Genomic DNA, 26,636 nt, shown 5'->3' on the forward strand with positions numbered 1-26,636 from the left:
CCACCCCCCGGCGGCACACGCTCGCGAAGTAGGCCGACAATGGGGAACGTGACGTCGACGATGTTGACTGTCCCCACCGCCGTGCTCGACCGGGCCGGGCGGGTCGCCGACGCCTTCGAAACCTTCACCGGCGTGCGGGTCGACGCGGCCGAGCTGATCGGCGGGCGCGCCGCCCTGCTGGGTCTCTCGCCGGCCGGGCAGGTGTCGGCGGGCGGCGCGACGCGCCTGATGCGCAGCCGTGACGGCTGGTGTGCCCTCACATTGGCCAGACCCGACGACGTCGCCGCGGTTCCGGCGTTGATCTCGGCCGACGAGGTCGATGATCCGTGGCCGGCCGTACAGGGCTGGGTCGCCGAAAACGACTGCGCCGACATGACAGAGCGTGCCCGGCTGCTCGGCCTTCCTGCCGCGGGCCTCGCCGAGACCCCTCCCGAGGCCCCGCGCGTCTACCCGTTCGGCGCGGCCACCGCGACGCGGGGCCCGGCGGACCTCCTGGTCGCGGACCTGTCGGCGATGTGGGCCGGACCCCTGTGTGGAGGGTTGCTTGCATCGGCGGGTGCGACCGTCGTCAAGGTCGAGAGCTCCGCACGGCCCGACGGCGCCCGACACGGTCCGCAATCGTTCTTCGACTGGATGAACGCAGGAAAACTCTCGTACAGAGTCGATTTCGATGAACCATCGGGTCTGCGCGCGCTGCTGGCCGCCGCAGACGTCGTGATCGAGTCGTCGCGGCCCGCGGCGTTGGTTCGCCGCGGTCTCGGCCCGACGGACGTGGCGCCCCGAGACGGCCGAGTATGGCTGCGGGTCACCGGTCACGGCACAGACGGTGGCCGCGAGAACTGGGTCGCGTTCGGCGACGACGCCGCCGTGTCAGGCGGCCTGGTCTGTGGTGAGCCCGACGAGCCCGCGTTCTGCGGGGATGCCATCGCCGACCCGTTGACCGGTCTCGAGGCTGCGTTGGCCGTCGCGCAGTCATTGCGCAGCGGGGGCGGCGAACTGATCGAGATGTCGATGGCCGCCGTCGCCGCCACCTACGCAGAACTACCGCGCGACGACCGATCACCCTGTGCCGCAGCGCCGCAACTATCGGCCGCCGCGTCCCCTTTGGGAGCGGACAACGAGGAAGTGGAGCAGCTGATCGAGCAGCGACGGCTCGCGCCTTGCTGATTCAGCGGGCCACTCTGCTCGACGGCGCCGCCGTCGACATCCGGGTGGCCGAAGAGGTCACTGCGGTCGAACCTGTGCTGTCGCCTCGTGCGGGCGAGCCGATCTACGACGCCGCCGGTCGTACCGTGATACCCGGGCTGCACGACCACCATGTTCATCTGCGTTCCGCCGCAGCGGCTTTACGTTCGGTACGGGTCGGCCCGGCCGAGGTGCGCAACCGGGCGGAGCTGGCCCGCGCGCTGGCGAACGTAAACCCCGGCGCCGATGGCTGGGTCCGGGCCGTGGGCTATCACGAGGCGGTCGCAGGCCCCCTCGATCGGACCGTGCTCGACGAGGTGGCGCCCGCGCTCCCGGTCCGGGTGCAGCACCGCAGTGGCGTGCTGTGGACGCTGAACTCGGCGGGGTTGGCCCGCGTGGGTATGGCCGACCACCCCGACGGGCGGTTGCGCAGCGCCGACCGCTCGTGGTCGGATGCCCTGCAGCGCAACGAAGCCGGTCTCGGCGAGGTGAGCAGCCGGCTCAGCGGCCTGGGCGTCACGGGCGTCACCGACGCCACGCCGGACCTCGAGATCGACGACGTGGTCAGGCTTTTGGAGTCCCATCGCTGCGGGGAACTGCGCCAGCGCGTGCTCTGCCTCGCGCCAGGCAAGCGGATCCTGCACGATTCAGACCTCGACCTCGACGGTCTCACCTCGTGGATCTCCGGACGGCATGCCGAGGGTGCACCGGTGGCCGTGCACTGTGTGACCGCGGCGCAACTCGTCGTCACGCTGTCCGCCCTGCAGACAGCCGGAACGCATCCGGGGGACCGCATCGAGCATGCCTCCGTCGTTGCCGACGACGTCATCGCGTCCCTCGCCGCAAGCGGTGTAACCGTGGTGACGCAGCCGAACTTCGTCACCGAGCGCGGCGATCAGTACCTCGCCGACGTCCCCGTCGACGAACACCATGAGTTGTGGCGCGTCGCCTCGCTGTTGCGCGCGGGCGTGCCGGTCGCGCTGTCGACCGACATGCCGTTCGGCCAGGGCGATCCGTGGGCGACGATGCGCGCCGCGGTGCGCCGCGTGACCGGCAGCGGCGCGGTGCTCGGTGCGGACGAACGGATCGCCGCGGCGGAAGCACTGGGCATGTTCCTCGGTACCGGACACGATCCGTTGCGGCGCCGAACCGTCGCGCCCGGGCAGCCGGGAGACCTGGCGATACTGGAGCTATCTCCCGATGACGTGTTCGAGACCCTGGCGTCGGACATGGTCGACGCCACCGTGATCGGGGGCGAGGTGGTCTTCGAACGCGGGTGACTCAGGCAGCCGCGGGCGCCAAGGCCCGCTGCAGCATTGCGCACTGGCTGTCGAAGAAGCGCTGTGAGACAGAGGCTTTGGGCACGATGCCGTCGAAGCCGTGGAATGCGCCTTCGACTATTTCGACGTCGCACGGCACTCCCGCGGCCTTGAGTCGTTCGGCGTACTCGAGATCTTCGTCGTGGAAGAGGTCAAGCGTTCCGACCCCGATCCATGCGGGCGGCAACCCGGCCAGGTCGTTTCGCCGCGCGGGCACGGCCACGGCGGGATCGGCGTCGCCGAGGTAAGCCGACCAGCCGAACTTGTTGCTCGACTTGTTCCACAGGCGCAGCCCAGGGTTGTCCGGTTCGCGGCGGTCCACGGTGCGGTCGTCGAGCATCGGATAGACCAGCAGCTGGGCCGATGGCGCGATTTCGCCGCGGTCGCGCGCCAACAGCGCCAACTGGGCCGCCAAACCGCCGCCGGCGCTGGCGCCTCCGATCGCGACACGGTCGGGGTCCACCGACGGCAAGGCCATCAACCACTTCAGCGCCGAGTAGCAGTCCTCCACTGCGGCCGGGTAGGCGTGTTCGGGCGCCAACCGGTAGTCGACGGAAGCCACCGTGACGCCCAGGCGCCGGGCGAACCGGCGGCACAGTTCGTTGTCCTGGCCGGGGTGGCCGATGAGATAACCCCCGCCGTGAATCCACAGCAGCGCGGGTCCCTTTGTCGTGCCGCCGGGCGGCCGGTACAGCCAGACGTCGACTCCCGACGGGAGGGTCAGCGGCTCGACATCGCGTGGTGGGCGGCGCCACATGCGCCGGGTGACCATGCGCACGATCGGCAGCGTCGCGGGGGTGATCACCTGTTTGGGGGCGAGGCGGGCGGCGCGGCGTAGGTCGGGATGGAAATCGGTGAACGGCACCCGACAAGTATTACTTCACCGCTGCCGGGAATTTCGGCAGATCGTCTGCGCCGGCCCATTGTTTATACAAGTCATATTTGTATAAACTCGGCGTACGTCGCTACTGAAGCCGAGGAGGCGTCATGCATGTCGTGGTGGACCGCGATCGCTGTGAGGGAAACGCGATGTGCGTGAAGTACGCACCGGCGGTGTTCGAACTCGACGACGACGACTACTCCGTGGTGACCGTCGATCCGATCCCCGCCGACCTGCGGGAGCAGAGCGAAAAGGCCATCGCCGAGTGCCCGCGGGCCGCAATCTTCACACGGGATTAGCGATGGCAGGGCGGCGCGAAGCGGTGCTGACGACGCTGCGCACCGCAGGCAGGCCCATGAGCATCAGCGAGGTCGCCGAGCAATTGTCGGTCCATCCCAACACCGCCCGATTCCACCTGGAAACACTGGCCAGAAGTGGGCGAGTGGAAACGGTCGAAGCCGAACGGGCACGACCCGGCCGACCACCGCTGATGTTCCGGGTGCCGACGGGCATGGATCCCGTCGGTCCGCGTGACTACCGGACGTTGGCCGGTGTCCTGGCCGATGCGCTCGCGCGCCAGCGCGACCCCGAAAGTCGGGCGATCGCGGCGGGGCGCGCGTGGGCGCGTAACGAGACCGTCGCCAACGAAGACGACACCGTCCCCGGCCCCCGGCAGGCTGTCGACCGACTCACCGATCTGCTCGCCGATCTGGGATTTGATCCCGAAAAGCGTTCCGCCGGTGCCGAAATCGGATTGCGAAACTGTCCGTTCCTGGAGCTGGCCGTGGACCGCCGCGAGGTCATCTGTCCGGTGCATCTCGGCCTCATGCAGGGCGCGCTGACGGCCTGGGACGCACCGGTGACGGTGGATGGGTTGACCCCCTTCGCAGAGCCAGGGCTCTGCATCGCACACATGGCGCCGAGGAGGCGAGTTCAGTGACAGTCGCACAGGCGGTCTCGATCGCGGTCACCTTCGTCTGGTTGGGCATGGTGCTCGCCATCTCGTTCATCGAGGCTCCGCTGAAGTTTCGGGCCCCGGGGGTGTCCCTGCAGGTCGGGCTCGGCATCGGCCGGTTGGTGTTCCGCGCCCTCAACAGCATCGAGGCAGTGCTGGCTGTGGTCCTGGTCATCGGCGTGGCGATCGCGCGGCCCTCACCCGTTGCCGTCATCGCGGTCGGCGTCGTCGTCGTGGCGTTGGCCGCACAACTGGTCGCGGTCCGTCCGGCGCTCAACCGCCGCTCGGACGTCGTGCTGACCACCCCGCCGGGACAGGCGCCGACGGGCCGGTCACGCGCCCACTACGGTTACGTCGCGCTCGAGCTCGTCAAGGTGATCGCGCTGATCGTCGGTGGAATCACCTTGCTGGCCTGACTATTTCAGCAACGGGTCACGCGGCAGGCCGAGGATGCGCTCGGCGATCGTGTTCCGGGTGATCTCCGAGGTGCCACCGGCGATCGTCATGGCCCGGTTACCGAGGTAGGCCAGCGTCAGCGTCGGGGTCTGCCCGACGACGGCGGAAGATCCGGCCAACTCCATGGCCAATTCGGTCATCCGCTGCCCGGATTCGGCCACCAGGAGCTTGGTGACGTTGCCCTCCGGTCCGGGGTCCGAACCCGCGATCGCGCGGGTCACCCGTCGCAGGTTCAACAACCGCAACGTGTGCGTCTCGGCGATCACCTCGCCGGCCCGCCGCAGGTACGTCGCCCGGGTCTCGGCCGAGGCGTTGTCGAGCAACTTCACCAGATCGGCCGCGGTGAACCCGGTCGTGCCACCCGAACCGCCGCCGATCGAGATGCGCTCATTGCCCAGCGTCGCGCGGGCCACCAACCAACCCTTGTTCACATCCCCGACGACGTCGGCGTCCGGGACGAAGACGTCGTCGAAGAACACCTCGTTGAAGTGGGCGTGGCCGGTCAGCCCGCGAAGCGGATTCACCGTCACACCAGGGGCTTTCATGTCGATGGCCATCATCGTCACACCTGCGTGTTTGGGGGCGTCGGGGTCGGTGCGCACGGTGGCCAGACCCCACTGGCACTGGTGGGCCAGGCTGGTCCATACCTTCTGGCCGGTCACCCGCCAGCCGCCGTCGACCTTCTTCGCCGACGTCCGCACGGCCGCGGCGTCCGAGCCCGCGCCCGGTTCGGAGAACAGCTGACACCACATCACGTCGCCGCGCAGCACCGGTTCGACCCAGCGCTCCCTCTGATCGTCGGTGCCCGCCTGGGCGATGGTCAGCGTGACCCAGCCGGTGATGCCCAGGTCGGGCCGCTCGACATCGGCGAACTCCTCCTCGATGACCAGCTGTTCGAGCACCTCCGCGGCGCGTCCCCACGGTTTGGGCCAGTGCGGCACCAGGTAACCGGAGTCGACGAGGAAGTCGCGCTGTTGGCCGGCGGGCAGCGAGCGCAACTTCGAGACGGCGTCGCGCGCCTGCTCGCGGAACTGCTCGGCTTCCGGCGGCAGCGTGAACGTCGCGCCCCGCGCCTGGCCACTGCGCTGCGCTTCGACGATGTCCAGCAGCGGATCGCCGGCCTCGGCCGTCAGCGCCGCGAGCGTCCTGGCGCGCCGCAGATACAGGTGGGCGTCGTGCTCCCAGGTGAAACCGATCCCGCCGTGGAGCTGAATGTTGGTCTGGGCATTGAAGATCTGCGTCCGGATGGCGTGCGATGCGGCGACCGCGGCGGCGAACGACGCGCTGTCCAGGTCGTCGGCGCGGGCGGCATCCCATGTCGCGGCCGTCGTGACCTCGGCGTTGACGAGCATGTTGGCCGCATGGTGCTTGACGGCCTGGAATGTCCCGATCGTGCGGCCGAACTGCTCACGCACCTTGGCGTATTCGACGGCCATCTCCATGCTCGCCCAACTGACGCCGACGGCTTCGGCCGACGCGAGGATGCGAAATACCGTGTGCGCCTTGCGTGCCGCGCCGCGAAGCAGACGCTCGTCGGTGACCGCCACACCCCTCAGCGCGACCGAGCCGAGGCTGCGCGAGGTGTCCATCGACTCGAGCGGGGTGATCGTGACGCCCTCGGCCGCGGAATCGATGACGACGACGTCGTCGCCCGCGACCACGACCAGCAGATTCGCGTCGGGCGCGCCCAGCACCGCGGGGCTCTCGCCGGTCACGACCAGGTCGGAGCCGACGGTCACGCTGCCTGAAACAGCAAGCGCGCCGACCGTACTGCCGTCGGCGAGATCCGGAAGCAGTTGTGCGCGAAGGGAACCGGATGCGCACCGGTCGATCACCACCGCGGCGGCCACGGAAGGCAGGAACGGCCCGGGGCACAGTTCGCGACCCTGGGCTTCGAGCACCACCGCCAACTCCGCCAGCCCGAAGCCGGACCCGCCGTAGTCCTCGGCGATGGCCAGGCCGGTCCAGCCCAGGCTCGCCGCGGCCGACCAGATCTCGGCGGGGTGCGACGAACCACCCTCCAGCGTCGAGCGGGCGGCCGCGCGGCTGTTGACACGGTTGAGCTGGCCGAAAACCGCGTCGGCCAGGTCGACGTGCTCTTCGGTGATGGCAAGCGCTGACTTACTCACGTGCGAAGTCCTCTTCGAAGTTGACGGTCGGCAAGTCACGCTAGCCCATCTGCGCAGGTCACGGTATAGGCGCCGGAGATCCCGAAATGTGTCCCGTAGACACTTCAAGAAGTTGTCTTGTGCGTAACCGGCGCCGGGGTACAGTCGCGCAATGACGGTGCGACCGGATGCCCGGTACCCAGGTCCGACCTTCTGGACACGCGCGCGGTGGTTGCTGAACGCCGGGCCCTCCGACTACATGCTGGCGATGAGCGTGGCCTCGGCTTCGCTGCCCGTCATCGGAAAGCACCTGGAGCCGTTGGGCGCTCTGGCCGCCATGGGTGTCTGGGGGTCCCGCCACGCGCCCGATTTCCTGGGCGCCACGGTCAAGTCGTGGTTTAGCCCGGGTGACGCCGAGCAAAAAGAGGCCGAACGCAACAGCACCAACGCCGTCACCGAGGCCGCGCTGCGCGGTGTCGTCAACGCCAAGGACCTCGCGATCGAGTGGCCGGCGCCGGAGTCGGTGCCGCCGCTGTGGAAGCTGCGCGAGCATCGGCGCAGCGTCTATCGCACGTCGGTGCGGTACGGGCCTCGGCCTACGCAATTGCTCGACGTGTGGCGGCCCAAGGAGTTGCCTGCCGAGCCGGCGCCGGTGCTGATCTTCGTACCGGGCGGCGCGTGGGTACACGGCAAGCGCATCCTGCAGGGGTACGCGCTGATGTCGCATCTGGCCGAGATGGGCTGGGTGTGCCTGTCCATCGACTACCGCGTGGCGCCGCACCACCGCTGGCCGGCGCACATCCACGACGTGAAGACCGCGATCGCGTGGGCCCGCGCCAACGTCGACAAGTTCGGCGGCGACCGCGACTTCGTGGCGATCGCGGGCACCTCGGCCGGTGGGCACCTGGCGGCGCTCGCCGGTTTGACGCCCAACGATCCGGAGTTGCAGGCCGAGCTGGCGGAGGATGCGGACACCTCGGTGGATGCGGTGGTTCCGATCTACGGCCGCTACTGCTGGGAGGATCGCTCGACCGTCGAGCGGGTGCGGTTCATCGATTTCCTGGAACGCGTCGTCGTCGGACACAAGGTGGGCCGGAACCCAGGTGTCTACCGCAAGGCGTCCCCGATCGCGCAGGTGCACCCCGAGGCGCCGCCGTTCCTGATCGTCCACGGCACCGGCGACAGTGTCATTCCGGTGGCGCAGGCCCGTGCTTTCGTCGAACGGCTGCGCGCGGCGTCGCGGTCGGTGGTCAGTTACGTCGAACTGCCCGGCGCCGGGCACGCGTTCGACATGACCGACGGGGCCAGGACCGGATCCGCCGCGACGGCAATAGGATTGTTCCTGAACCAGATTCACCGAAACCGTACGCTGGTCGGGGCCAAAGAGGTTATATAGGCTCCTCCGGAGGGAGGGGTCGCGACGTGAGAAGGCTCAGCGGCTGGGACGCGATCCTGCTGTATTCGGAAACCCCCACGGTGCACATGCACACGCTCAAGCTGGCGGTGATCGACCTTTCCGAGTTGGGTGACCGCCCCTTCGGCATCGACGATTTTCGCCGTGTCATCCACCGGCGACTCTACAAACTCGACCCCTTCCGCTACGAACTCGTCGACATCCCGTTCAAGTTCCACCACCCGATGTGGCGGGAGAACTGCGAGGTCGACCTCGAGTACCACGTGCGGCCCTGGCGCGTGGACAGCCCCGGCGGGCGCCGCCAACTCGACGAAGCGATCGGCCAGATCGCCAGCACACCGCTGGACCGCAGCAGGCCGCTGTGGGAGATGTATTTCATCGAGGGCCTGGCCAACGGTCGAATCGCGGTGCTCGGCAAGATTCACCATGCCCTGGCCGACGGGGTCGCATCGGCCAATCTCCTGGCCCGCGGTATGGATCTGCAGCAAGGCCCACAAGCCGAGCGTGACTCGTACGCAACCGATCCGCCGCCGGGGAAGGCGGAATTGGTGCGGACGGCGTTTGCCGACCATATGCGTCAGATCGGTCGGCTGCCGGGGGTCATGCGGTATACGGCGCAGGGCGTCCAACGGGTGCGCAAAAGTGCGAAGAAGCTGTCACCGGAACTCACCCGGCCGTTCACCCCGCCTCCCTCGTTCATGAACCATCGCGTCGACGCGCAACGAAAGTTCGCCACCGCCACCCTGGCGCTCGCCGACGTGAAGGAAACGGCCAAGCATCTGGGCGTCACCATCAACGACATGGTGCTGGCGATGTCGGCGGGCGCGCTGCGTGAGCTCGCCCTGAAGTATGACGGGCAGGCCGACCACCCGCTGTTGGCCTCTGTCCCAGTCAGTTTCGACTTCTCTCCCGATCGGATCTCGGGCAACTACTTCACCGGGGTCATGATGACGGTACCCATTCAGCTCGAGGATCCGCTGGAACGGGTCAGAGCGGCGCACGATGCCGCGGTGGAGGCCAAGGAGACCCATCACCTGATGGGGCCGGAGCTGATCAGCCGGTGGTCGGCCTACTTTCCGCCGAGGCCTGCCGAGCGGTTGTTTCACTGGCTGGCCGAAAAGGACGGCCAGAACAAGATTTTGAACTTGCCGATCTCCAACGTGCCTGGCCCCCGCCAACCCGGCCGGGTGGGCGGTGCACTGGTCACCGAGATCTACTCGGTTGGTCCGCTCACCACCGGCAGCGGGCTCAACATCACGGTGTGGAGCTACGTCGACCAACTCAACATCTCGGTGCTGTCGGATGGTGCCACACTCGACGACCCGCACGAATTGACCGACGCGATGATCGACGCTTTCATCGAGATCCGTCGGGCTGCAGGTCTTTCCGACGAGCTGACGGTGGTCGAGTCCGCCATGGCGCAGTAGGGCGAGCCCAGCAGACAGCTACGCCCCGGCGGACTGCGGGTGCGGCAATCGGCGGCTCGGCGCGTGACGCTGCGCGTGCACCCACGACAAGAAGCGCTCGACCGCGGCAGCGGTGTAGTGCGCACGCGGCGATCCGTAGAAGTCGAAAGCGTGCTGGGCGTGCGGGATTTCGGCGTATGCGACCGTGGACGTCGACACCTTGCGCAGCGCCTCGACGAAATCACGACCCTCCTGCACCGGGATGATCGAGTCGTCCTGACCGTGGAGCACGAAAAACGGTGGGGCATCGGGACGTACGCGCATGATCGAGGAGGCGTCGACATAGGTCTGCTTGTGCTCGGTGATGGGCTTCTTCACGACGAACCTCTGCAGGAAGGCGATGAACTCCTTGCGGCCGGAGCCGCGCGCCGACACCCAGTCGTAGCGGCCGTAGATCGGTACCGCGGCCGCCACGGACGTGTCGGCGTCCTCGAAGCCCGGCTGCCACTGCGGATCATCCGGTGTCAGCGCGGCCAGCGAGGACAGGTGGCCGCCCGCCGAGCCGCCCGTGATCGCGACGAAGTCGGGGTCCCCGCCGTAGTCTGCGATGTTCTCCTTGATCCAGGCCAGGGCACGTTTGACATCGATGATGTGCGCGGGCCAGGTGTGCCGCGGGCTGACCCGGTAGTCGATCGAGACGCACACCCATCCCCGCTCGGCCATGTAGCTGAGCAGGGGATAGGCCTGCGGCCGTCGCATGCCGATGGCCCACGCCCCGCCCGGCACCTGCAGCAGCACGGGCGCCTTGCCGTCGCGCGGCAGGTCGGCCCGCCGCCAGATGTCGGCCCGGTTGACGCGCCCGTGCGGACCGTACTGGACAGTGTTGGCCCGCTCGACGTAGCGGCGGCGCATCAATTCGTTCGGGGGGATGCCGACGCCGGCGAGTCGGCTCCGCCGTGCGGGCTGTGACCTCGAGGCCACCTGCTCGTAGTCGTCGCCGAGCGCTTCGCTCAGGGGCTCCTCGAAATACCGCTTCGAGTTCACGTTGCGGTACATGATGACGCCGAGCAGCGCCCATGCGATCGCCGTGAGCGCCAAGGCGATACGGCCCCGCGCACCACGGAAGTCACCGCGCAGTCCGCGTCGCAGGGCGTCGAGCACCGAACCGCCCAGGTAGAGCGGCGCGGCCTCGGTCGTCGGCCATCCGAACGCGAAGACAGGCAGGGTGATGTACCCCTCGCGACCGAGCGGTTGCACACCGTTGGCGGCGTTGGCGAGTTCGGCCGCCGCGCGAAGCAGCGGAAAGCGGCGTCTAGTCATCGACGTCGGTCATAACCCTCTGACGTGTCTCCGAAACCAGTATCAGCCCAGAATCGGGAGGCGTCGCTCGGTCGCCAACTCGTCGAGGGCGCGCTGCATCACCCGGCGGACATACGCGTCGACCTCGTCGATGTCGGGGTCCTCGCCGAACTCGGCGACGATGTCGATCGGTGGCAGCACCTGCATGACGATCTTGGACGGCAACGGGATGTTGGGCGGCACCACCAGCGACAGGCCGAACGGGAACCCGAAGGAGACAGGCAGGATCTTGGTGCGGGCCAGGCGCGCGATCGGCCCGAGGCGCTCTGCCAGCCAGGTGCCACGCGACAGGAAGATCTGCGTCTCCTGACCGCCGATGCCCACGGTCGGGACGATCGGCACACCGGCGTTGAGCGCGGCCTTGACATAGCCGGTCCGCCCGCCGAAGTCGATGACATTCTCCGAGAACGTGGGCCGGTACACGTCATAGTCGCCGCCGGGGAACACCACGACCAGCCCGCCGGAGCGCAGCGCGCGGTCGGCGTTCTCGTGGTTGGCGCTGATGTAGCCGATCTTGCGGAAGAACTCGCCGGTCGGCCCGACCATCAGCATGTCGTGGCTGAGCGTGTAGATGGGCCGGTCGTAGCCATGATGCTCGTAGAAGTCCGCGGCCAGGATCGGCACGTCCATGGGGAGCATGCCCCCGGAGTGGTTGGACACCACCAGGGCGCCACCCGCCGGAATGTTCTCCAGGCCCCGCACCTCAGAACGGAAGTAGCGTTTGAGGAACGGGCGGGTGATGGCGAAGAACCGTTCGGTCAGACCCGGGTCCCACTTGGTGAGCTGCGACGGCTCGGTGTCGTTGGCGGCCACCGGACCCCCTCTGATCGAAAACTGTAACGTGTTCTAGTTTAGCCGATCGTCCCTGTGCAGGACAAATGTCGCGCGTTTGCCCCAAAGTGGGTGCGGCTACCTTATCTGCATGGACGGCCGCGAACTTCTTGCGGACCGCTACGAATTGCGAGGTGTCCTCGGTCGCGGCGGGATGGCCGAGGTCCACGACGGGTGGGACACCCGTCTGCATCGGCCGGTGGCGATCAAGCTGCTGTATCCCGCGTTCAACGCCGACACCGGCATGCGGCGACGGTTCGAGGAGGAGGCCCGTGCCGCCGCCGGACTGAACCACCCCAACATCGTGGCGGTGCACGACAGCGGCGAGCATGACGGCAGCCCCTTCATCGTCATGGAGCGCCTGCCCGGCCGCACGCTGCAGGACGAGATCGAGATGGGGCCGATGGCGCCACCACGTGTCCGCGCGATGCTGCACGACGTGCTCGGCGCGCTGGCCTGCGCGCACGCGGCGGGCATCGTCCATCGCGACATCAAGCCGGGCAACGTGCTGATCGCGCCGAACAGCGGGGCGATGAAGGTCGCCGACTTCGGCATCGCCAAGACGGCGGGCGCCGCGCTGACCGCGACCGGCCAGATCGTCGGCACGATGGCCTACATGAGCCCGGAGCGCGTCGCGGGCGCACCGGCGTCGGTGGCCGACGACCTGTACGCCGTCGGCGTGATGGGCTATGAGGCGTTGACGGGACAGCGGCCGTTCGCCCAGGAGAATCCCGCGGCCCTGCTGCACGCCATCCTCGATGCACCTCCTCCGCCGATCAGCGCCGTACGCCCCGACGTCGACCCGGCGCTGGCCGCGACGATCGACCGGGCCATGGCCAGAGACGTGAGCCGGCGATTCGGTAGCGCCGAGCACATGCGAGACGCGTTGGCCGGGGCGCCCACGGCTTTGGTGATGGGGCCGGCGCCCGCAGCGGCGCCACGACCGGCCACGAAGATCCTCGCCGAACCGCTCGCGCCCTCCGCCAACTACTTCGTGGCACCACCCCCACGGCGGCGACCGGTGAGCCGCGAGCGCAAGCTGCTGCTCGCGGCCGCGGGGTTCGTCGCGTTCGTCGTCGCCGGCCTCGCGCTGGCGCTGGACCCGTCGTCGAGCACACCGCCGCCGCAACAGGTCAGCACCAGCACGCCGGCGCAGCCGCCACCGCCCCCGCCGACGACCGTTGCGCCACCCCCGCCGACGAGCGCGGCGCCGATCGTCGAGCAACCCAAACCGCCGCCCGGGCCCAAGAAGGGCGGCCCGGGCAACGGCAACGGGCGGGGCAACGGCAACGGCAAGAAGGGCGACTGAGGCGTTTAGGCACCGCGCCCCGCGGCTATCCACCGTCGACAATCGGGCCGGTTCGGGTCCCCTCCGCACCGCAGCGGACGAGCGGACCACAACCGTCGAGGCGAGTTCGGAAGCGATGGCGACAAGTCCCCAACGGCTGATCCCCGGCATGGCGATCGGGGGCCGATATCGGCTGCTGGACGCGCACGGGAGCGGTCCGCTGCTGGAATTCTGGCAAGCGCTCGACATCGCGTCGGGGCAGCACGTCGCGCTGACACTCGTCGACGTTGCACAGGAATTGCCCGACGAGTTCGTTCACGAGATCCTCGCGCGCACCATCCGGCTCCGCGGCCTCGACGCAGCCGGTATCGCGCCGGTGCTCGAGGTGCTGCACACGGGCGTCTTCGGCGTCGTGGTGTCCGACTGGCTTCCCGGAGCGAGCCTCCGTGAGGTCGCGGGCGAAAAGCGGGCGCCCGACTCCGTGGCCGCCATGACAACAGCGCTGGCCGGGGCCGCCGAGGCGGCGCACCGCGCGGGTCTGGTGCTGTCGGTCGACGATCCCGCGCGGCTACGGGTGGGCGCCGACGGACACGTGGCGCTTGCGTTTCCGGCCGTCCTTCCCGACACCACCCCGCAGACGGACCTCCGCGGAATCGGCTGCGCACTGTACACGCTGCTTGTCGGTCAGTGGCCGGCTTCAACTCAGCCCAAGGAGCCGGCCGAAGTCGATCCCCGAATCCCGTTCCTGGTCTCCACGACGACCTCTGCGCTGCTGCGGGACAACGGTGGAATCGGCAGCGCCGCAACACTACTCACACTGCTGGAGCAGGCCGCCGCGCCCGACGTCGAGTCGACCCACCGGGTGATGCCGCCCCTGCCGCCTCCGAGGCCCGGACGCTACGCCGAATTCCGCAACTTCGGGCCCGAGGAACAGAAAGAGGTGGCCCGGCGCGCCATCCTTCGCACCGGACTCGGTGCGGCCGCGACCATCGTTGCGGTGGCGATCCTGGCGCTGGGCTCGTCGCTCAACGGTCTGCTGGAAACCAGCGACGACGACGTCGCGATGGACGCGGACAAACTCGGACTGGTTCCGACGACCACGGTTCCCCCACCTCCCGAGCAGACCAAGACCGTGCGCGGACTCACCCCCGGCGACCGCGTCCCGTTGGAAGCGGCGACGGTCTTCGCCCCCGACGGATCTCCGGACAGTCCCGACGACGCCGGTCTGGCGATCGACGCCAAACCCGACACGGCATGGTCGACCGATCGCTACTACGACGCCGACCCCTTCCCGAAGTTCAAACCCGGCGTGGGCCTGCTCATCTCACTGCGCGAGCCGACACCGATCACCGCGGTCACCATCGACCAGAACAGCGCCGGCTCGCTGATTCAGGTACGCGGGACCGACAAGCCCGACGATCCGAAGGCGCTGACCGACTCCTTTGAACTCACACCCGCCACACCCGTGCAGCCCGGCCTCACGCGAATTCCGGTGACGGACACGCGGCCGATCTCGCGCGTGGTGGTGTGGATAACCAAGCTGGGCACCGCCGACGGTCAGAACCGTGCGGCCATCGCTGAGATCGGCGTGCACGCGGCCGCTGCGCCCGCATGATCCGATCGGCGGGCCGTTACGATCAGCCGCGTGAGTGACAACACTGAACCAGTCGTACTGGTCGAACAGCGCGACCGCATTCTGATCATCACCATCAACCGTCCGCAGGCCAAGAACGCGGTCAACGCCGACGTCAGTCGCGGCCTTGCCGACGCCATGGATCGACTGGACGGCGATGCCGGCCTGTCGGTGGGCATCCTGACCGGGGCCGGCGGCTCGTTCAGCGCGGGCATGGATCTCAAGGCGTTCGCGCGCGGCGAGAACGTGGCCATCGAGGGCCGCGGCCTGGGCTTCACCGAACGCCCGCCCGCCAAGCCGCTCATCGCCGCCGTGGAGGGTTACTGCCTGGCCGGTGGGTGCGAGCTGGCCCTGGCCACCGACCTGATCGTGGCGTCGAAGGAATCCGCATTCGGTATCCCCGAGGTCAAGCGCGGTCTGGTCGCAGGCGGCGGCGGACTGCTGCGGTTGCCGCAGCGCCTCCCGTACGGGCTGGCGATGGAACTGGCGTTGACCGGGGAGAGCCTGACCGCCCAGCGCGCCCACGACCTCGGGATGGTCAACGTCCTCGCCGAACCGGGACAGGCGTTGGAGGCCGCGATCGCGTTCGCCGAGAAGATCACCGCCAACGGTCCACTCGCGGTGGCGGCGACCAAGCGCATCATCGTCGAGTCGCGCGACTGGAACTCTCAGGAGATGTGGAAGAAGCAGGTCGAGATCTTCGGTCCGGTCTTCATGTCCAACGACGCCAAGGAAGGCGCGATCGCGTTCGCCGAGAAGCGGGCGCCGAAGTGGACGGGAACCTAACGGGTTTCACAACCGCCGCCCGGGGCAACCGTTAGACGTGGAAACGTTGTCCCGAGCGCGGCGCGCGCAGAAGCGCATCTTCAAGGTGCAGAGACGAGTGTGGTTGGTGCAGGCCGCGATGTGGCCCACGTTGGCGCTCGCGGGTATCGGAGCGGTCGCTGCGGTGATCGCCCGGTACCGCGGACACGCCGACGGACCGGGGACAGCGATTCCCTCGCCGACCGACGGCCTACCTCACCTCTAAGGAGTCAGCGCATGGCGCAGAGCGACGACCTGCCGATCACCGACTACGACCAGCTGCCGCTGACCGAGCTGCGGCATCGCATCCGTGCGCTCGACGAGCCCGCGCTGCGAGCGGTGTTCGACCACGAGACCGAGCACGGCAACCGCATCCCGGTGCTCGAGGTGCTGCATGCGCGGCTCAAGGAACTGACCCACGGCGCCGAGCCGTCATCCGGTGACCCGGCCAATGCGCCCGAGGTGAGCGGTACGGCGGGCGGTTCGCCCGTGCAGGAGTCGACGGCCGCGCAGGCCAGCACCCCGCTTCGGCACGGCGTCGCGAACCAGACGCCGGCCCGCGGCAAGCCCTAAGCCCCGCGCATAGAGTTCGCGCCGACGCGCGGCACCGGTTGACCTGAACGGCGGTTGAGGCCGCAAGATGTGGGCATGGCAACCGACGTGACGGCGGCGCTCGACGTAGCTGCCTACCTGGACCGGGTCGGCTACACCGGCTCGACGGAGCCGACGCTGTCCACCCTGGGGGCCCTGGTGGCGGCGCACAACCGGTCGATTCCGTTCGAGAACCTCGATCCGCTGCTGGGAATCCCGGTCGTCGATCTCAGCGCGGGCGCGCTGACCCGCAAGCTGGTGCGCCGTCGCCGCGGCGGCTACTGCTACGAGCACAACGGGTTGATGGGGTACGTGCTCGAGGCGCTGGGCTACGGCGTGCAGCGGCTCGCGGGCCGGGTGGTGTGGATGAACCAGTCGGGTGCGCTGCCCGCGCAAACGCATCAGGTGCTGTCGGTGCGCGTCCCGGCAGAGGACGGACCGTGGTTGGTCGACGTCGGGTTCGGCGGACAGACGCTGACGTCGCCGATCCGGCTTCAAGCCGGTCCCGTGCAGCCGACGCGGCACGAGCCGTACCGGTTGCGCGACCACGACGAGGGTTACCTGCTGGAAGCCGAGATCCGCGGGCAGTGGCAGCCGCTGTACGTGTTCGAGACCCGCCCGCGGCCGCAGATCGATCTGCAAGTCGGAAGTTGGTACGTGTCAACGTTTCCCGAGTCGGGCTTCGTCACCGGCCTGTCGGTGGCGCTGGTCACCGACGACGCCAGGTGGAACCTGCGCGGCCGCAACCTGGCCATCCACAGCGGTGAAGGCACCGAGCGAGTTCGTCTCGACACCGCAGCGGACGTTCTCACCGAGCTGACCGACCGCTTCGGAATCGATCTGACCGACCTCGGCGATCACCGTGACATCGAGGCCCGGGTGCACGAGGTGCTCGACAGCTGAAGCAGCAGGAAACGTCATGTTCTTTCGCGGGTGGCGCGACGATACTCGGTGATCGTGACCACCGACTCGCGTCGCGACCGCCTGCGCGAACTTCTCGACGCGGTCGTCGCCGACGACAACAGCGGTGTCGACAGCATGGCCCGCAGCACCCACGCCTCCGAATTCCACTTCTCGCGGGAGGTGCGCCGCCTGACCGGCGAACCGCCCGCGGCGATGCGCCGCCGAATCATGCTCGAACGGGCAGCATGGCGACTGCAGCAGGGTGAACGCGTTTCCGCCGTCGCGGCCGACGAGGGATGGTCGTCGGTCGAGGTGTTCTCCCGCGCCTTCCGGCGCACCTTCGGCGTGCCGCCGTCCAGGGCTGACGATGTCGGGTTCCGGGTCGCCGCGCCCAACGGCCTGCACTTTCATCCCCCGCACTCGCTGTGGCTCGACAACGCCGGAGAAGCGAAGGAGCCCGACATCTCCCAGCTGATGGTGGCTCACGACGTCGCCGACACCGCATACCTCATCGGCCGCGCAGGCCTGTTGACGAAAGACCAATGGCGAGAGGAGCTCTCGCCCGGACAGGTGATTCTCGACTGGGACGGTCCCGAACCCAGCGTCGGAGCCGTGCTCGGTGCCATCGTCTGGACCAAGCAGGTGTGGCTGGCCACGATCGAAGGGCGCGACTTCCCGGATCGCTCGGCGACCCGACCCGAATCCATCACGGCCGCGCAGCTGGCCGGCCACCACGACGACATCGCAAAGCGCTGGACGACAATGGTTTCCGAGTATGCCGCCGACGGCCGGATGGGCGACACCGTCATCGATGCGTTGTGCGATCCGCCCGAATCGTTCCAGTTGTACGGCATCGTCGCCCACGTGTTGGGGTATTCGGCCCACCGGCGCGGGCTGGTCCGGGCGATGCTGGCCCGTCACGGCATCGATACCCACCGGGGTGATCCGCTGGAATGGATGAGAGGCAACTGATTTGGCGACGGTCTACTACACGGCGTCCAGCATGGACGGCTTCATCGTCGACGACCACGACAGCCTGGACTGGTTGACATCACGCGACATCGACCGAAACGGTCCGTTCCACTACGACGAGTTCATCGCCACTGTCGGCGCCGTGGTGATGGGTTCGGCGACCTACGAATGGATCGTGCGCAACGAACCCGGTGACTGGATGTACGAGCAGCCGTCGTGGGTGTTGACGCGACGTCCGCACATCGTCGAGCGCGGACACGATGTGCAGACATTCGCCGGTGACGTCGCCGATCTCCATTCGGAGCTGCTCGCCGCCGCGGCGGACAAGGACGTGTGGGTGGTCGGTGGAGGCGATACCGCGCGACAGTTCGTCGAGGCAGGCCTCATCGACGAGATGATCGTCAGCTACGCGCCGTGCTCGCTCGGTGCGGGTTCGCCGGTGCTGCCGGTCCGTTCGGAGTGGCAACTCGTCGAAGCGGCGGTGAACCGGGACTTCGTCTGCGCGCGTTGGCGTTCGGCTCAGTTGCGGTCGGGCACGCCGTAGCGCCGGATGAAATCGCGTGACCTGATCAGGAATTCGACTTGTGCGGCGACATCGTGTAGCGGGTCGACCGAACGTGTCGACCGGCACAGCACCACCGCGCCCTCCAGCGCCGCGATGCAGGTGATCGCGAGGGAGGCGGCGTCGGACTCGTCGAAACCGTCGGAGACGAACGCGCGGGTCAGGGCATCGCGCCAGTGGCTGAAGATGCTGCCTGCCACGGTGGTCAGTTGCGGCTCCTCGGCTGCCGAACCGATCGCCGCTGCCACCACCGGGCAGCCGGCCACGAAATCGCTTTCGACGAGCAGTTCCTCCCAGAACGCCACGAAGTTGCGGACCAAATGCATCCCACCCTTGGCGGCCGCGTCGTCGATCTCCTTGGTGATTGCATCACCGGCGAAGGTCAGCGCCTCGCGCAGGATCTGATTGCGGCCCGCGGGGAAGTGGTAGTACACCGACCCGCGTGGCGCGCCGCTGCGGGCGAGCACCTCGTCGATGGTGACGCCGGCCGCGCCGCGCTCTCGCAGCACCTCGGCAGCCGCGACCAACATCTTGGTGCGCGTCGAACCGCGCCTGTTGGCGGTCTTGGTCCCGACGGAAGACAGGTCAACCTCCAATTGGGCGGTCAAGCTGCGGGCGTGCGACGCAGTTGCGCCGGACGCCAACCGAGCGTACGGGGGCTGAGTCGAAAGATCCGACGATCGTGCACGCGATGGGTGAACCGGTATCCGGCGACGTTGACTTCAATGACCCACATCGGGTGCCTCCCTGGTATGACGACGAGCATAAAACGTCCAACACACCGGGGCAATTAATGTATTCCACATCACAACCCGATCGGCGGTAATACCAGGTCAAGCGGCACGGCTGGTGGGGGCGGCCGTGCGGGGCCTGCCGCTCTCATTATGGGATAAACCATAATCTGCGCGGCGGCTGCGACCTGAGCTGAAGTGCAGGTCGCGGCTCGATCGGACGGCTACGCTCGGCGCTACGCGAACGAAAGGCGCTCGTCATGGGCCACTACAGAAGCAACGTGCGGGATCTCGAGTTCAACCTCTTCGAGGTGCTGGGTCTCGACAAGGCGCTGGCGACCGGCGAGTTCGGCGAGCTCGATGGCGATTCGGTGCGGCAGATGCTCGACGAGGCGGCCCGCCAGGCCGAGGGTGCGCTCGCAGAGTCCTTCGCCGAATCCGACCGACACCCGCCCACGTTCGACCCGGGCACCCACGAGGTGACCCTGCCCGAGCCGTTCAAGAAGTCGTTTCGGGCCTGGCGGCAAGGCGAGTGGTTCCGCGTGGGGATGGCCGAGGACATCGGCGGGGTTGCGGCACCGGCGGCCGTGGAGTGGGCGATCAACGAGTTCGTCCTCGGCGGCAATCCGGCGGTGTTCATCTACCAGGCCGGATCGAAGATGGCCGACATCCTGTACGGCATCGGCAACGAGCAGCAGCGCCACTGGGCCGCGCTGATGGTCGAGCGCGACTGGTGCGCGACGATGGTTCTGACCGAACCCGACGCCGGTTCCGACGTCGGTGCAGGGCGCACCAAGGCCGTCCAACAGGCCGATGGCACATGGCATCTCGACGGGGTGAAGAGGTTCATCACCAACGGCGACGCAGGTGACCTGTTCGAGAACATCGTGCATCTCGTGCTGGCCCGCCCCGAGGGCGCAGGACCGGGCACCAAGGGGCTGAGCCTGTTCATCGTGCCGAAGTACCACTTCGACCCCGACACCGGCGAACTCGGCGAGCGCAACGGCGTCTTCGTCACCAACGTCGAGCACAAGATGGGGCTCAAGGTGTCGGCGACGTGCGAGCTGACCTTCGGTCAACACGGTGTGCCCGCCGTGGGATGGCTGGTCAACGACTCCCACAACGGCATCGCCCAGATGTTCAAGGTCATCGAGTACGCCCGAATGATGGTGGGCACCAAGGCGATCGCCACGCTGTCGACGGGCTATCTCAACGCGCTGGAGTACGCCAAGACGCGGGTGCAGGGCGCGGACATGACCCAGATGACCGACAAGACCGCACCGCGGGTGACCATCCTGCACCACCCGGATGTGCGCCGGGCGCTGCTGACGCAGAAGTCCTATGCCGAAGGACTGCGGGCGCTCTACCTCTACACCGCCGCCCACCAGGACCCCGCCGTCGCGCAGATCGTCTCCGGTGCCGACGCCGAAATGGCAGGGCGCGTCAACGATCTGCTGCTGCCGATCGTCAAGGGCGTGGGTTCGGAACGCGCATACCAGTGCCTGACCGAATCCCTACAGACGTTCGGGGGGTCGGGTTTCCTGCAGGACTATCCGATCGAGCAGTACATCCGGGACGCCAAGATCGACTCTTTGTACGAGGGCACCACCGCCATCCAGGCGCAGGACTTCTTCTTCCGCAAGATCGCCCGCGACCAGGGCGCCGCGCTCGCGCACCTGGCCGGCCAGATCCAGGAGTTCGTCCGCAGTGACCTCGCGCGTCCAGAACTCGCCGACGGGCGCGCCCGACTGGCCACCGCGCTGCAGGACGTGCAGGCGATGGTCGCGGCCCTGACCGGATATCTGGTCTCGGCGCAGGAGAACCCGCGCGACCTGTACCGCATCGGACTGGCATCGGTGCCGTTCCTGCTCGCCGTCGGCGACCTGGTGATCGGCTGGTTGTTGTTGCACCAGGCCGAGATCGCCCTGGCCGCGCTGGACGGCGACGTCTCCGCAAGCGACCGTGCGTTCTACACCGGCAAGGTCGCAGCGGGGAACTTCTTCGCCGAGCACATGCTGCCGCTGTTGGCCGCCGTCCGCGGCGTCATCGAGACCGTCGGCCTCGACGCCATGGACGTGCCCGAAGACGCGTTCTAATCCTCGGGCGTGTAGCCGAACGGCAGCAGCACGCTCTTGTGCTCGACGTAGGCCTCGATGCCCTCGGGGCCGTTCTCGCGGCCGATACCGGAGTTCTTGTAGCCGCCGAACGGGGCGCCGGGGTCGAACGCGTACATGTTGACCGCGTACGTACCGGTGCGGATCTTCGAGGCGACGTCGAGCGCCTTCTTGTTGTCGGTCGTCCACACCGAACCGGCCAGCCCGTACACCGAGTCGTTGGCGATGCGGATCGCGTCCTCTTCGTCCTCGTAGGGGATGACCGCCAGCACGGGGCCGAAAATCTCCTCCTGGGCGATCGTCATCGAGTTGTCGACGTCGGCGAACACGGTCGGCTGCACGAACCAGCCGCTGTCCAGACCTTCGGGGCGGCCACCGCCGGTGACCAGGCGGGCGCCCTCTTCCACACCCTTCTTGATGTAGGACTCGACACGGTCGCGCTGCTTCTCCGAGATCAGCGGGCCGATGGCGGCGTTCGGGTCGTCGGGCAGCCCGACCGGCATCGCGCCGATGAAGTTGGCGACCTTCTCCACGATCTCGTCGTACCGCGACCGGGGCGCCAGGATGCGGGTCTGCGCGACGCAGGCCTGCCCGCTGTTCATCACACCGGAGAACCCGAGCATCGGCAGCGTGGAGTCCAGGTCGGCGTCCTCGAGGATGATCGCGGCGGACTTCCCGCCGAGCTCGAGCGTGCACGGCTTGAGCTTCTCGGCGGCGATCTTCGCGATCTCCTTGCCGACGGCGGAGCTGCCAGTGAACGTGTACTTGTCGATCTGGTCGTTTGCGGTCAGCGCGCGACCGGTCTCGGGGCCGCCGGGGACGATTGAGAGCACCCCTTCGGGCAGGCCGGCCTCGGCGAACATCTCGGCCATCGCGAACACCGACAGCGGTGTCTCGGCGGCGGGTTTGAGCACCACGGTGCAGCCGGCCAGCAGCGCGGGGCCGAGCTTGTTGGCGGCCAGGAAGAACGGCACGTTCCACGCGGTGACGGCGCCGACCACGCCGATCGGCTCCCGCACGACCAGGGTCTGGCCGTAGATGCCGTCGCGGATCTCCTTCCAGCGGAACTTGTCCGCGGCACCCGCGAAGTACTGGAACGACGACATCGCCGCGCCGTACTGCATCATGTCGACGATCGTCTGCGGCTGACCGGTCTCGGCGGCCAGCAGGAACTTCAGCTCGTCGCCCCGCTCCTCCATCAGCTGCACCGCGGCGGCCAGCACGGCTGCGCGTTCTTCGGGGGACTTGTGCGGCCACGGACCCTCGTCGAACGCCTTGCGCGCGGCGGCGCAGGCCGCGTCGACATCGGCGGCCGAAGCCAGCGGCACCTTGCCCACCAGTTCGCCGGTGGCGGGGGAGTGCACCTCGATCACATCCGAGGTGGCCGGCTCGACCCACTTGCCGCCGATGAACAGCTGGTCCCATTCGGTGCGATATGCGGTGCTCTGTGTCATGCCCGTCACACTACCTAGGAAGCCGCCGAAGTAGAACCTGTTGCAGTCGGGTGCTCACGGCGCCCGCAGCACCAGCACCAGGTTGCTCACCAGGAACTCCCGCAGTGCGGGCACCTTCGTCACCGACCACGCCCATCTCGGGTGGTAGCGCGGGAATGCGGCGATCAGCGCACCCGTGCTCGCGGCCCACTGCAGGCCGTCGGCCGCCGACACCGCGAACAGTGACGAGCCGTAGTTGTTCTTCGGCGGATGCCCGTGCCTGCGGGTGTATCGACGCGCGGCGCGGGCGCCCCCGAGGTAATGCCACAAACCCGTCTCGTGCCCGCCGAACGGCCCGAGCCACACCGTGTACGACAGCACCACCAACCCGCCGGGCCGGGTCACCCGCAGCATCTCGGCGCCCATCCGCCACGGTTGGCGGACATGCTCGGCCACGTTCGAGGACAGGCAGATGTCGACGCTGTCGTCGGCGAACGGCAGCGCCGTCCCCGAAGCCCGCACATAGGGGGTCGCGGTCACCGTCTGAGGTGCGGCATGCATCTCGGCCGGATCCGGTTCGACGCCGATATAGCGAAAACCTCTGTCGACGAACGATTCCGAGAAGTAGCCCGGGCCACCTCCGACGTCGAGCACGGTCCGGCCGGCCGGCGTCGATCCGTCCGCACCGAGCCACAGGTCGGCGACCATCGCGGCGGTGTCTTCGCCGAGCGCGCCGTAGAACCGGGCGGGGTCGGTCTGCTCGAAGCGGAACTCCGTGAGCAGGCGCAGCGACCGGGACAGCGTGGCCCGCTCGGCGAACAGATCCGTGGCCGGCATGGAACCGAAGACTACGCAGCGACGCGATCCGACTACGCTGTTGCCGATGTCTGCCCGTCCGCTCCGATCGGTGCTGCTGCTGTGTTGGCGCGACACCGGCCACCCACAAGGTGGTGGCAGCGAGGCCTATCTGCAGCGCATCGGCGCGCAGTTGGCTGCTTCGGGATACGAGGTCACGCTGCGCACCGCGCGTTACCCGGGGGCCGCGCGTCGCGAGGTGGTCGACGGAGTACGGGTCAGCCGTGGCGGGGGGCGGCACACGGTCTACATCTGGGCGGGGCTGGCGATGGTGTTGGCCCGTATCGGGCTCGGACCGCTGCGGCGCGTGCGGCCCGACGTGGTGATCGACACCCAGAACGGCATTCCGTTCATGGCCCGCCTCGCCTACGGACGGCGCGTCGCCGTGCTCGTACACCACTGCCACCGGGAGCAGTGGCCGGTCGCGGGCCCGGTGATGGGCCGGATCGGCTGGTTCGTCGAATCGAGGCTCTCGCCACGGGCGCACCGGCGCAACCAGTACGTCACGGTGTCGCTGCCGTCGGCTCGCGACCTGGCGATGTTGGGCGTGCGTCCCGGTCAGATCGCGGTGGTGCGCAACGGGCTCGACGAGGCGCCCGTGTCGACGCTGACCGCCGACCGGGCGTCGGCGCCCCGTGTCGTGGTGTTGTCACGTCTGGTGCCGCACAAGCAGATCGAGGATGCGCTCGAAGCCGTCGCCGCGCTGCGACGACGCTTTCCGGGACTGACGTTGGACGTCGTCGGTGGCGGATGGTGGGAGCAGCGGCTCGTCGAACACGCCGCCCTGCTCGGCATCTCCGAGGCGGTGACGTTTCATGGGCACGTCGACGACGAGGCGAAACACCGTGTGCTGCAAGAGGCCTGGGTGCATGTGCTGCCATCGCGCAAAGAGGGCTGGGCGCTGGCGGTCATCGAGGCCGGTCAGCATTCGGTGCCCACGATCGGCTACCGGTCCTCGGGCGGGCTGACCGATTCCATCGTCGACGGCGTGACCGGCGTGTTGGTCGACGACTTCGACGGCCTGGTCGACGGTTTGGCCGAACTGCTGTCCGACCGCGTGCTGCGTGAGCAACTCGGCACCAAGGCACATGTCCGCTGCGGTGAGTTCTCCTGGGAGCAGAGCGCCGAGGCGATGCGCACGGTGCTGGAGTCCGTGCATTCCGGTCGGTACGTCAGCGGCGTCGTCTAGCGCCTCCGTCGAAACGCCGCGAGCAGCGTCACACCCCCGCCCGCGATGAGCAGCGCCAGCCACGCCAGGTGGGCGGCCACCACGAGACCCCTGCCGTCGGCCTGCGGTGACCAGCCGCCGACGCGGTACAGCGTGAGGTCGTCATCGCTGTAGGCCACCGGAAGCGGCAAAGGCGTTGTGGGACCGCTTGATTCGACCACGACCCACCCGACGCCCGCGTCGGCGAGCAGTTGGCGGTCGGCGCTCTCGACCAGAATCTCCTGCACGTCGCGCGCACGCTGACCTTCCCCGTACACCGTCCGCTCGCCGATCTGAAGATCGCCGGTGGTCAACACGTCGGCGCGCACCCACCGGGGCAGCGGGTCGAGCACCGGGGCATCACCCGCCCACTCGAAACGCCGCATACTGCCCATCGGCATCACCGCGACCGTTCGCGGGTCTTCGTTGATCAGAGCGGCCACCTTCGCCCATCCCGGCGGGTACTGCACGGCCGCGACCCGGCCGCCCACCCCCCATGCCAGGTCCGGCAATGTCGCGATGAGCGCCGCGCAGCACAGAACCGCGGCCACCGCCGCGGGCAACCGACGTCCGGCGACGACGACCGCCGCCGCGCCGGCCAGCGCGTAGCCGGGCATCGCCAACGCCACCCACTTCTGCCCGTCACGCACCACCCCGAGGCCGGGAAAAGCGCGGATGGCCGCCTCGAGCAGACTGAGTCCCGGCCCGGTGGCCATCAGCGCGGGCAGGACGATGGCCGCCCCGGCCAGGACCATCAGCGGCACGGCCGCCGGTCGACGCAGCACGACCGGCAAGCCTAGGGCGACCACACCGAGTAGCACCACCGTGGCGATGACCGCGAAAAGCGTTGTCCGCGAGGGCGGTACCGCATCGGCATTCCAGATGCCGCCCAGCCCGGCCAGGCTGAACAGCGTCCCGAGGCCCGGTTCCGCGCGCGCCGCGAACGCGACGACGCCGTCGGCCTGCGACGACTCCAGCGACCGGGCCACGGTCGCCGCGACCAACCACGGCAAGGCCGCGACGACGGTCATGCCCAGCGCCACGCCCGCACAGCGCCACCGCCGCCAGCCCTCCCCGGGCGCGAAAACGCATATGAGCGCGACGGTCGCCGCCAACAACAGCCCGGTGGGCGTCAGCCCCGCCAGCGCCATCCAGAACGCCAGCGCCGCCACCGAACTCCACTGCGCCGACTGCCGCAGCCGCAGCATGGTCGCGGCCACCCACGGCAGGCACCCGTAGCCCACTAGAAGGCTCCAGTGGCCCTGCAAAAGACGTTCGGCGACATATGGATTCCACACCGCGATCGTCGCCGCCACACACTGGCCGGCGAGCCCGGACTCGGGCACCACGGACGCGGCCAGTCGGGCCGCACCCCAACCCGCCAACCACAGGCCGGCGATCAGCAGAGCCTTGGCCACCACGCCGCCGTCGACCACCGTCGACACGACGGCCATGAAGAAATCCTGCGGCAGCGCCCGCGGTGCGGCCTCGGACAGGCCGAGCGCGGCGTCGGACAGGTAGGAGCGCGGCGTGGAGACCGCGTCGCGCAACAGCAGATATCCGGGCGCGAACAGCGGCGCCGTCACCGCAAGGGCGAGCACCAGCGCGTACGCCGGCACCGCTACCGACC

25 protein-coding genes are annotated in these 26,636 nt (G+C 68.6%); 17 read left to right on the top strand and 8 right to left on the bottom strand.

Annotated features, from left to right (window positions below):
- Positions 1 to 60: 60 nt before the first annotated feature.
- Positions 61 to 1,167: a CoA transferase gene (locus tag AU197_RS19850; RefSeq protein ID WP_082696779.1), complete on the top strand. Its 1,107-nt coding sequence runs from the start codon at positions 61 to 63 to the stop codon at positions 1,165 to 1,167.
- Positions 1,161 to 2,465: an amidohydrolase family protein gene (locus tag AU197_RS19855; protein ID WP_064404680.1), complete on the top strand. Its 1,305-nt coding sequence runs from the start codon at positions 1,161 to 1,163 to the stop codon at positions 2,463 to 2,465. Before AU197_RS19850 ends, AU197_RS19855 begins: the two co-directional genes overlap by 7 nt.
- Position 2,466: 1 nt before the next feature.
- On the opposite strand, the gene AU197_RS19860 is transcribed toward AU197_RS19855, so the two are convergent.
- On the bottom strand, positions 2,467 to 3,369 hold the full coding sequence (locus AU197_RS19860; RefSeq protein WP_064404682.1) for an alpha/beta hydrolase: 903 nt from the start codon (positions 3,367 to 3,369) through the stop codon (positions 2,467 to 2,469).
- A 122-nt stretch (positions 3,370 to 3,491) separates the two neighbouring features.
- Here AU197_RS19860 and AU197_RS19865 point away from each other — a divergent pair, with 122 nt between their 5' ends.
- Genes AU197_RS19865 through AU197_RS19875 form a run of 3 tightly spaced genes read left to right on the top strand, consistent with a single transcriptional unit; the run spans position 3,492 to position 4,755 of the window.
- Positions 3,492 to 3,683: a ferredoxin gene (locus AU197_RS19865; protein WP_064404684.1), complete on the top strand. Its 192-nt coding sequence runs from the start codon at positions 3,492 to 3,494 to the stop codon at positions 3,681 to 3,683.
- Positions 3,684 to 3,685: 2 nt separating this feature from the next.
- On the top strand, positions 3,686 to 4,324 hold the full coding sequence (locus tag AU197_RS19870) for a helix-turn-helix transcriptional regulator (protein WP_064404686.1): 639 nt from the start codon (positions 3,686 to 3,688) through the stop codon (positions 4,322 to 4,324).
- A 47-nt stretch (positions 4,325 to 4,371) separates the two neighbouring features.
- Positions 4,372 to 4,755, top strand: a complete 384-nt coding sequence (locus AU197_RS19875) for a hypothetical protein (RefSeq protein ID WP_502687896.1) — start codon at positions 4,372 to 4,374, stop codon at positions 4,753 to 4,755.
- Here AU197_RS19875 and AU197_RS19880 read toward each other — a convergent pair whose 3' ends face one another.
- On the bottom strand, positions 4,756 to 6,924 hold the full coding sequence (locus AU197_RS19880) for an acyl-CoA dehydrogenase family protein (RefSeq protein ID WP_064404690.1): 2,169 nt from the start codon (positions 6,922 to 6,924) through the stop codon (positions 4,756 to 4,758).
- A gap of 151 nt (positions 6,925 to 7,075) precedes the next feature.
- On the opposite strand from AU197_RS19880, the gene AU197_RS19885 reads away from it, so the two are divergent.
- Positions 7,076 to 8,299 (top strand): alpha/beta hydrolase, encoded by a 1,224-nt coding sequence (locus AU197_RS19885; RefSeq protein WP_064404692.1) that lies wholly within the window; start codon positions 7,076 to 7,078, stop codon positions 8,297 to 8,299.
- A 26-nt stretch (positions 8,300 to 8,325) separates the two neighbouring features.
- Positions 8,326 to 9,744 carry a WS/DGAT/MGAT family O-acyltransferase gene (locus AU197_RS19890; protein WP_064404694.1) on the top strand — a complete coding sequence of 473 codons (1,419 nt, stop codon included), beginning with the start codon at positions 8,326 to 8,328 and terminating at the stop codon, positions 9,742 to 9,744.
- Between the two features lie 18 nt (positions 9,745 to 9,762).
- Here the strand turns inward: AU197_RS19890 and AU197_RS19895 are convergent, their stop codons facing one another.
- The gene (locus AU197_RS19895; RefSeq protein ID WP_064404696.1) at positions 9,763 to 11,043 is read right to left on the bottom strand and encodes an alpha/beta hydrolase; all 1,281 of its coding nucleotides are present in this window, start codon (positions 11,041 to 11,043) and stop codon (positions 9,763 to 9,765) included.
- A gap of 42 nt (positions 11,044 to 11,085) precedes the next feature.
- A complete protein-coding gene (locus tag AU197_RS19900; RefSeq protein WP_064404698.1) occupies positions 11,086 to 11,895 on the bottom strand; it encodes a lysophospholipid acyltransferase family protein in 810 nt (269 codons plus the stop codon).
- Between the two features lie 109 nt (positions 11,896 to 12,004).
- Here AU197_RS19900 and AU197_RS19905 point away from each other — a divergent pair, with 109 nt between their 5' ends.
- The 8 genes from AU197_RS19905 to AU197_RS19940 all read left to right on the top strand — a co-directional run bounded on the left by AU197_RS19905 (position 12,005) and on the right by AU197_RS19940 (position 18,648).
- Positions 12,005 to 13,222: a serine/threonine-protein kinase gene (locus AU197_RS19905; protein ID WP_064404700.1), complete on the top strand. Its 1,218-nt coding sequence runs from the start codon at positions 12,005 to 12,007 to the stop codon at positions 13,220 to 13,222.
- Positions 13,223 to 13,337: 115 nt separating this feature from the next.
- A complete protein-coding gene (locus AU197_RS19910; protein ID WP_156434495.1) occupies positions 13,338 to 14,816 on the top strand; it encodes a protein kinase family protein in 1,479 nt (492 codons plus the stop codon).
- A 21-nt stretch (positions 14,817 to 14,837) separates the two neighbouring features.
- A complete protein-coding gene (locus AU197_RS19915; protein WP_064404703.1) occupies positions 14,838 to 15,620 on the top strand; it encodes a crotonase/enoyl-CoA hydratase family protein in 783 nt (260 codons plus the stop codon).
- A gap of 37 nt (positions 15,621 to 15,657) precedes the next feature.
- Positions 15,658 to 15,864, top strand: a complete 207-nt coding sequence (locus AU197_RS19920) for a hypothetical protein (RefSeq protein WP_064404706.1) — start codon at positions 15,658 to 15,660, stop codon at positions 15,862 to 15,864.
- Between the two features lie 11 nt (positions 15,865 to 15,875).
- A complete protein-coding gene (locus AU197_RS19925) occupies positions 15,876 to 16,211 on the top strand; it encodes a DUF8129 domain-containing protein (protein ID WP_064404707.1) in 336 nt (111 codons plus the stop codon).
- 75 nt (positions 16,212 to 16,286) lie between these two features.
- Positions 16,287 to 17,132, top strand: coding sequence for an arylamine N-acetyltransferase family protein (locus AU197_RS19930; protein WP_064404709.1), 846 nt, complete (start codon positions 16,287 to 16,289; stop codon positions 17,130 to 17,132).
- Between the two features lie 54 nt (positions 17,133 to 17,186).
- Positions 17,187 to 18,104 carry a helix-turn-helix domain-containing protein gene (locus AU197_RS19935; RefSeq protein ID WP_064405057.1) on the top strand — a complete coding sequence of 306 codons (918 nt, stop codon included), beginning with the start codon at positions 17,187 to 17,189 and terminating at the stop codon, positions 18,102 to 18,104.
- A 1-nt stretch (position 18,105) separates the two neighbouring features.
- A complete protein-coding gene (locus tag AU197_RS19940; protein WP_064404710.1) occupies positions 18,106 to 18,648 on the top strand; it encodes a dihydrofolate reductase family protein in 543 nt (180 codons plus the stop codon).
- Here AU197_RS19940 and AU197_RS19945 read toward each other — a convergent pair.
- Positions 18,624 to 19,196, bottom strand: a complete 573-nt coding sequence (locus tag AU197_RS19945; RefSeq protein ID WP_064405058.1) for a TetR/AcrR family transcriptional regulator — start codon at positions 19,194 to 19,196, stop codon at positions 18,624 to 18,626. The genes AU197_RS19940 and AU197_RS19945 overlap by 25 nt on opposite strands.
- A gap of 461 nt (positions 19,197 to 19,657) precedes the next feature.
- Here AU197_RS19945 and AU197_RS19950 point away from each other — a divergent pair, with 461 nt between their 5' ends.
- Positions 19,658 to 21,493, top strand: coding sequence for an acyl-CoA dehydrogenase (locus tag AU197_RS19950; RefSeq protein ID WP_064404712.1), 1,836 nt, complete (start codon positions 19,658 to 19,660; stop codon positions 21,491 to 21,493).
- Here the strand turns inward: AU197_RS19950 and AU197_RS19955 are convergent.
- Complete coding sequence (locus tag AU197_RS19955) at positions 21,490 to 22,965, bottom strand: aldehyde dehydrogenase (protein WP_064404714.1); 1,476 nt, start codon at positions 22,963 to 22,965, stop codon at positions 21,490 to 21,492. The two genes, AU197_RS19950 and AU197_RS19955, sit on opposite strands and share 4 nt — an antisense overlap.
- A 54-nt stretch (positions 22,966 to 23,019) precedes the next feature.
- A complete protein-coding gene (locus tag AU197_RS19960) occupies positions 23,020 to 23,781 on the bottom strand; it encodes a class I SAM-dependent methyltransferase (RefSeq protein WP_064404716.1) in 762 nt (253 codons plus the stop codon).
- Between the two features lie 46 nt (positions 23,782 to 23,827).
- Here AU197_RS19960 and AU197_RS19965 point away from each other — a divergent pair, with 46 nt between their 5' ends.
- Entirely contained in the window at positions 23,828 to 24,988 is a 1,161-nt protein-coding gene (locus AU197_RS19965) for a glycosyltransferase family 4 protein (RefSeq protein WP_064405060.1), read from the top strand.
- On the opposite strand, the gene AU197_RS19970 is transcribed toward AU197_RS19965, so the two are convergent.
- The gene (locus AU197_RS19970; RefSeq protein ID WP_197415608.1) at positions 24,985 to 26,625 is read right to left on the bottom strand and encodes an MmpA family trehalose lipid delivery protein; all 1,641 of its coding nucleotides are present in this window, start codon (positions 26,623 to 26,625) and stop codon (positions 24,985 to 24,987) included. The genes AU197_RS19965 and AU197_RS19970 overlap by 4 nt on opposite strands.
- Positions 26,626 to 26,636: the final 11 nt, after the last annotated feature.

It is taken from the genome of Mycobacterium sp. IS-1590 (assembly GCF_001500025.1).
GTDB lineage: Bacteria > Actinomycetota > Actinomycetes > Mycobacteriales > Mycobacteriaceae > Mycobacterium.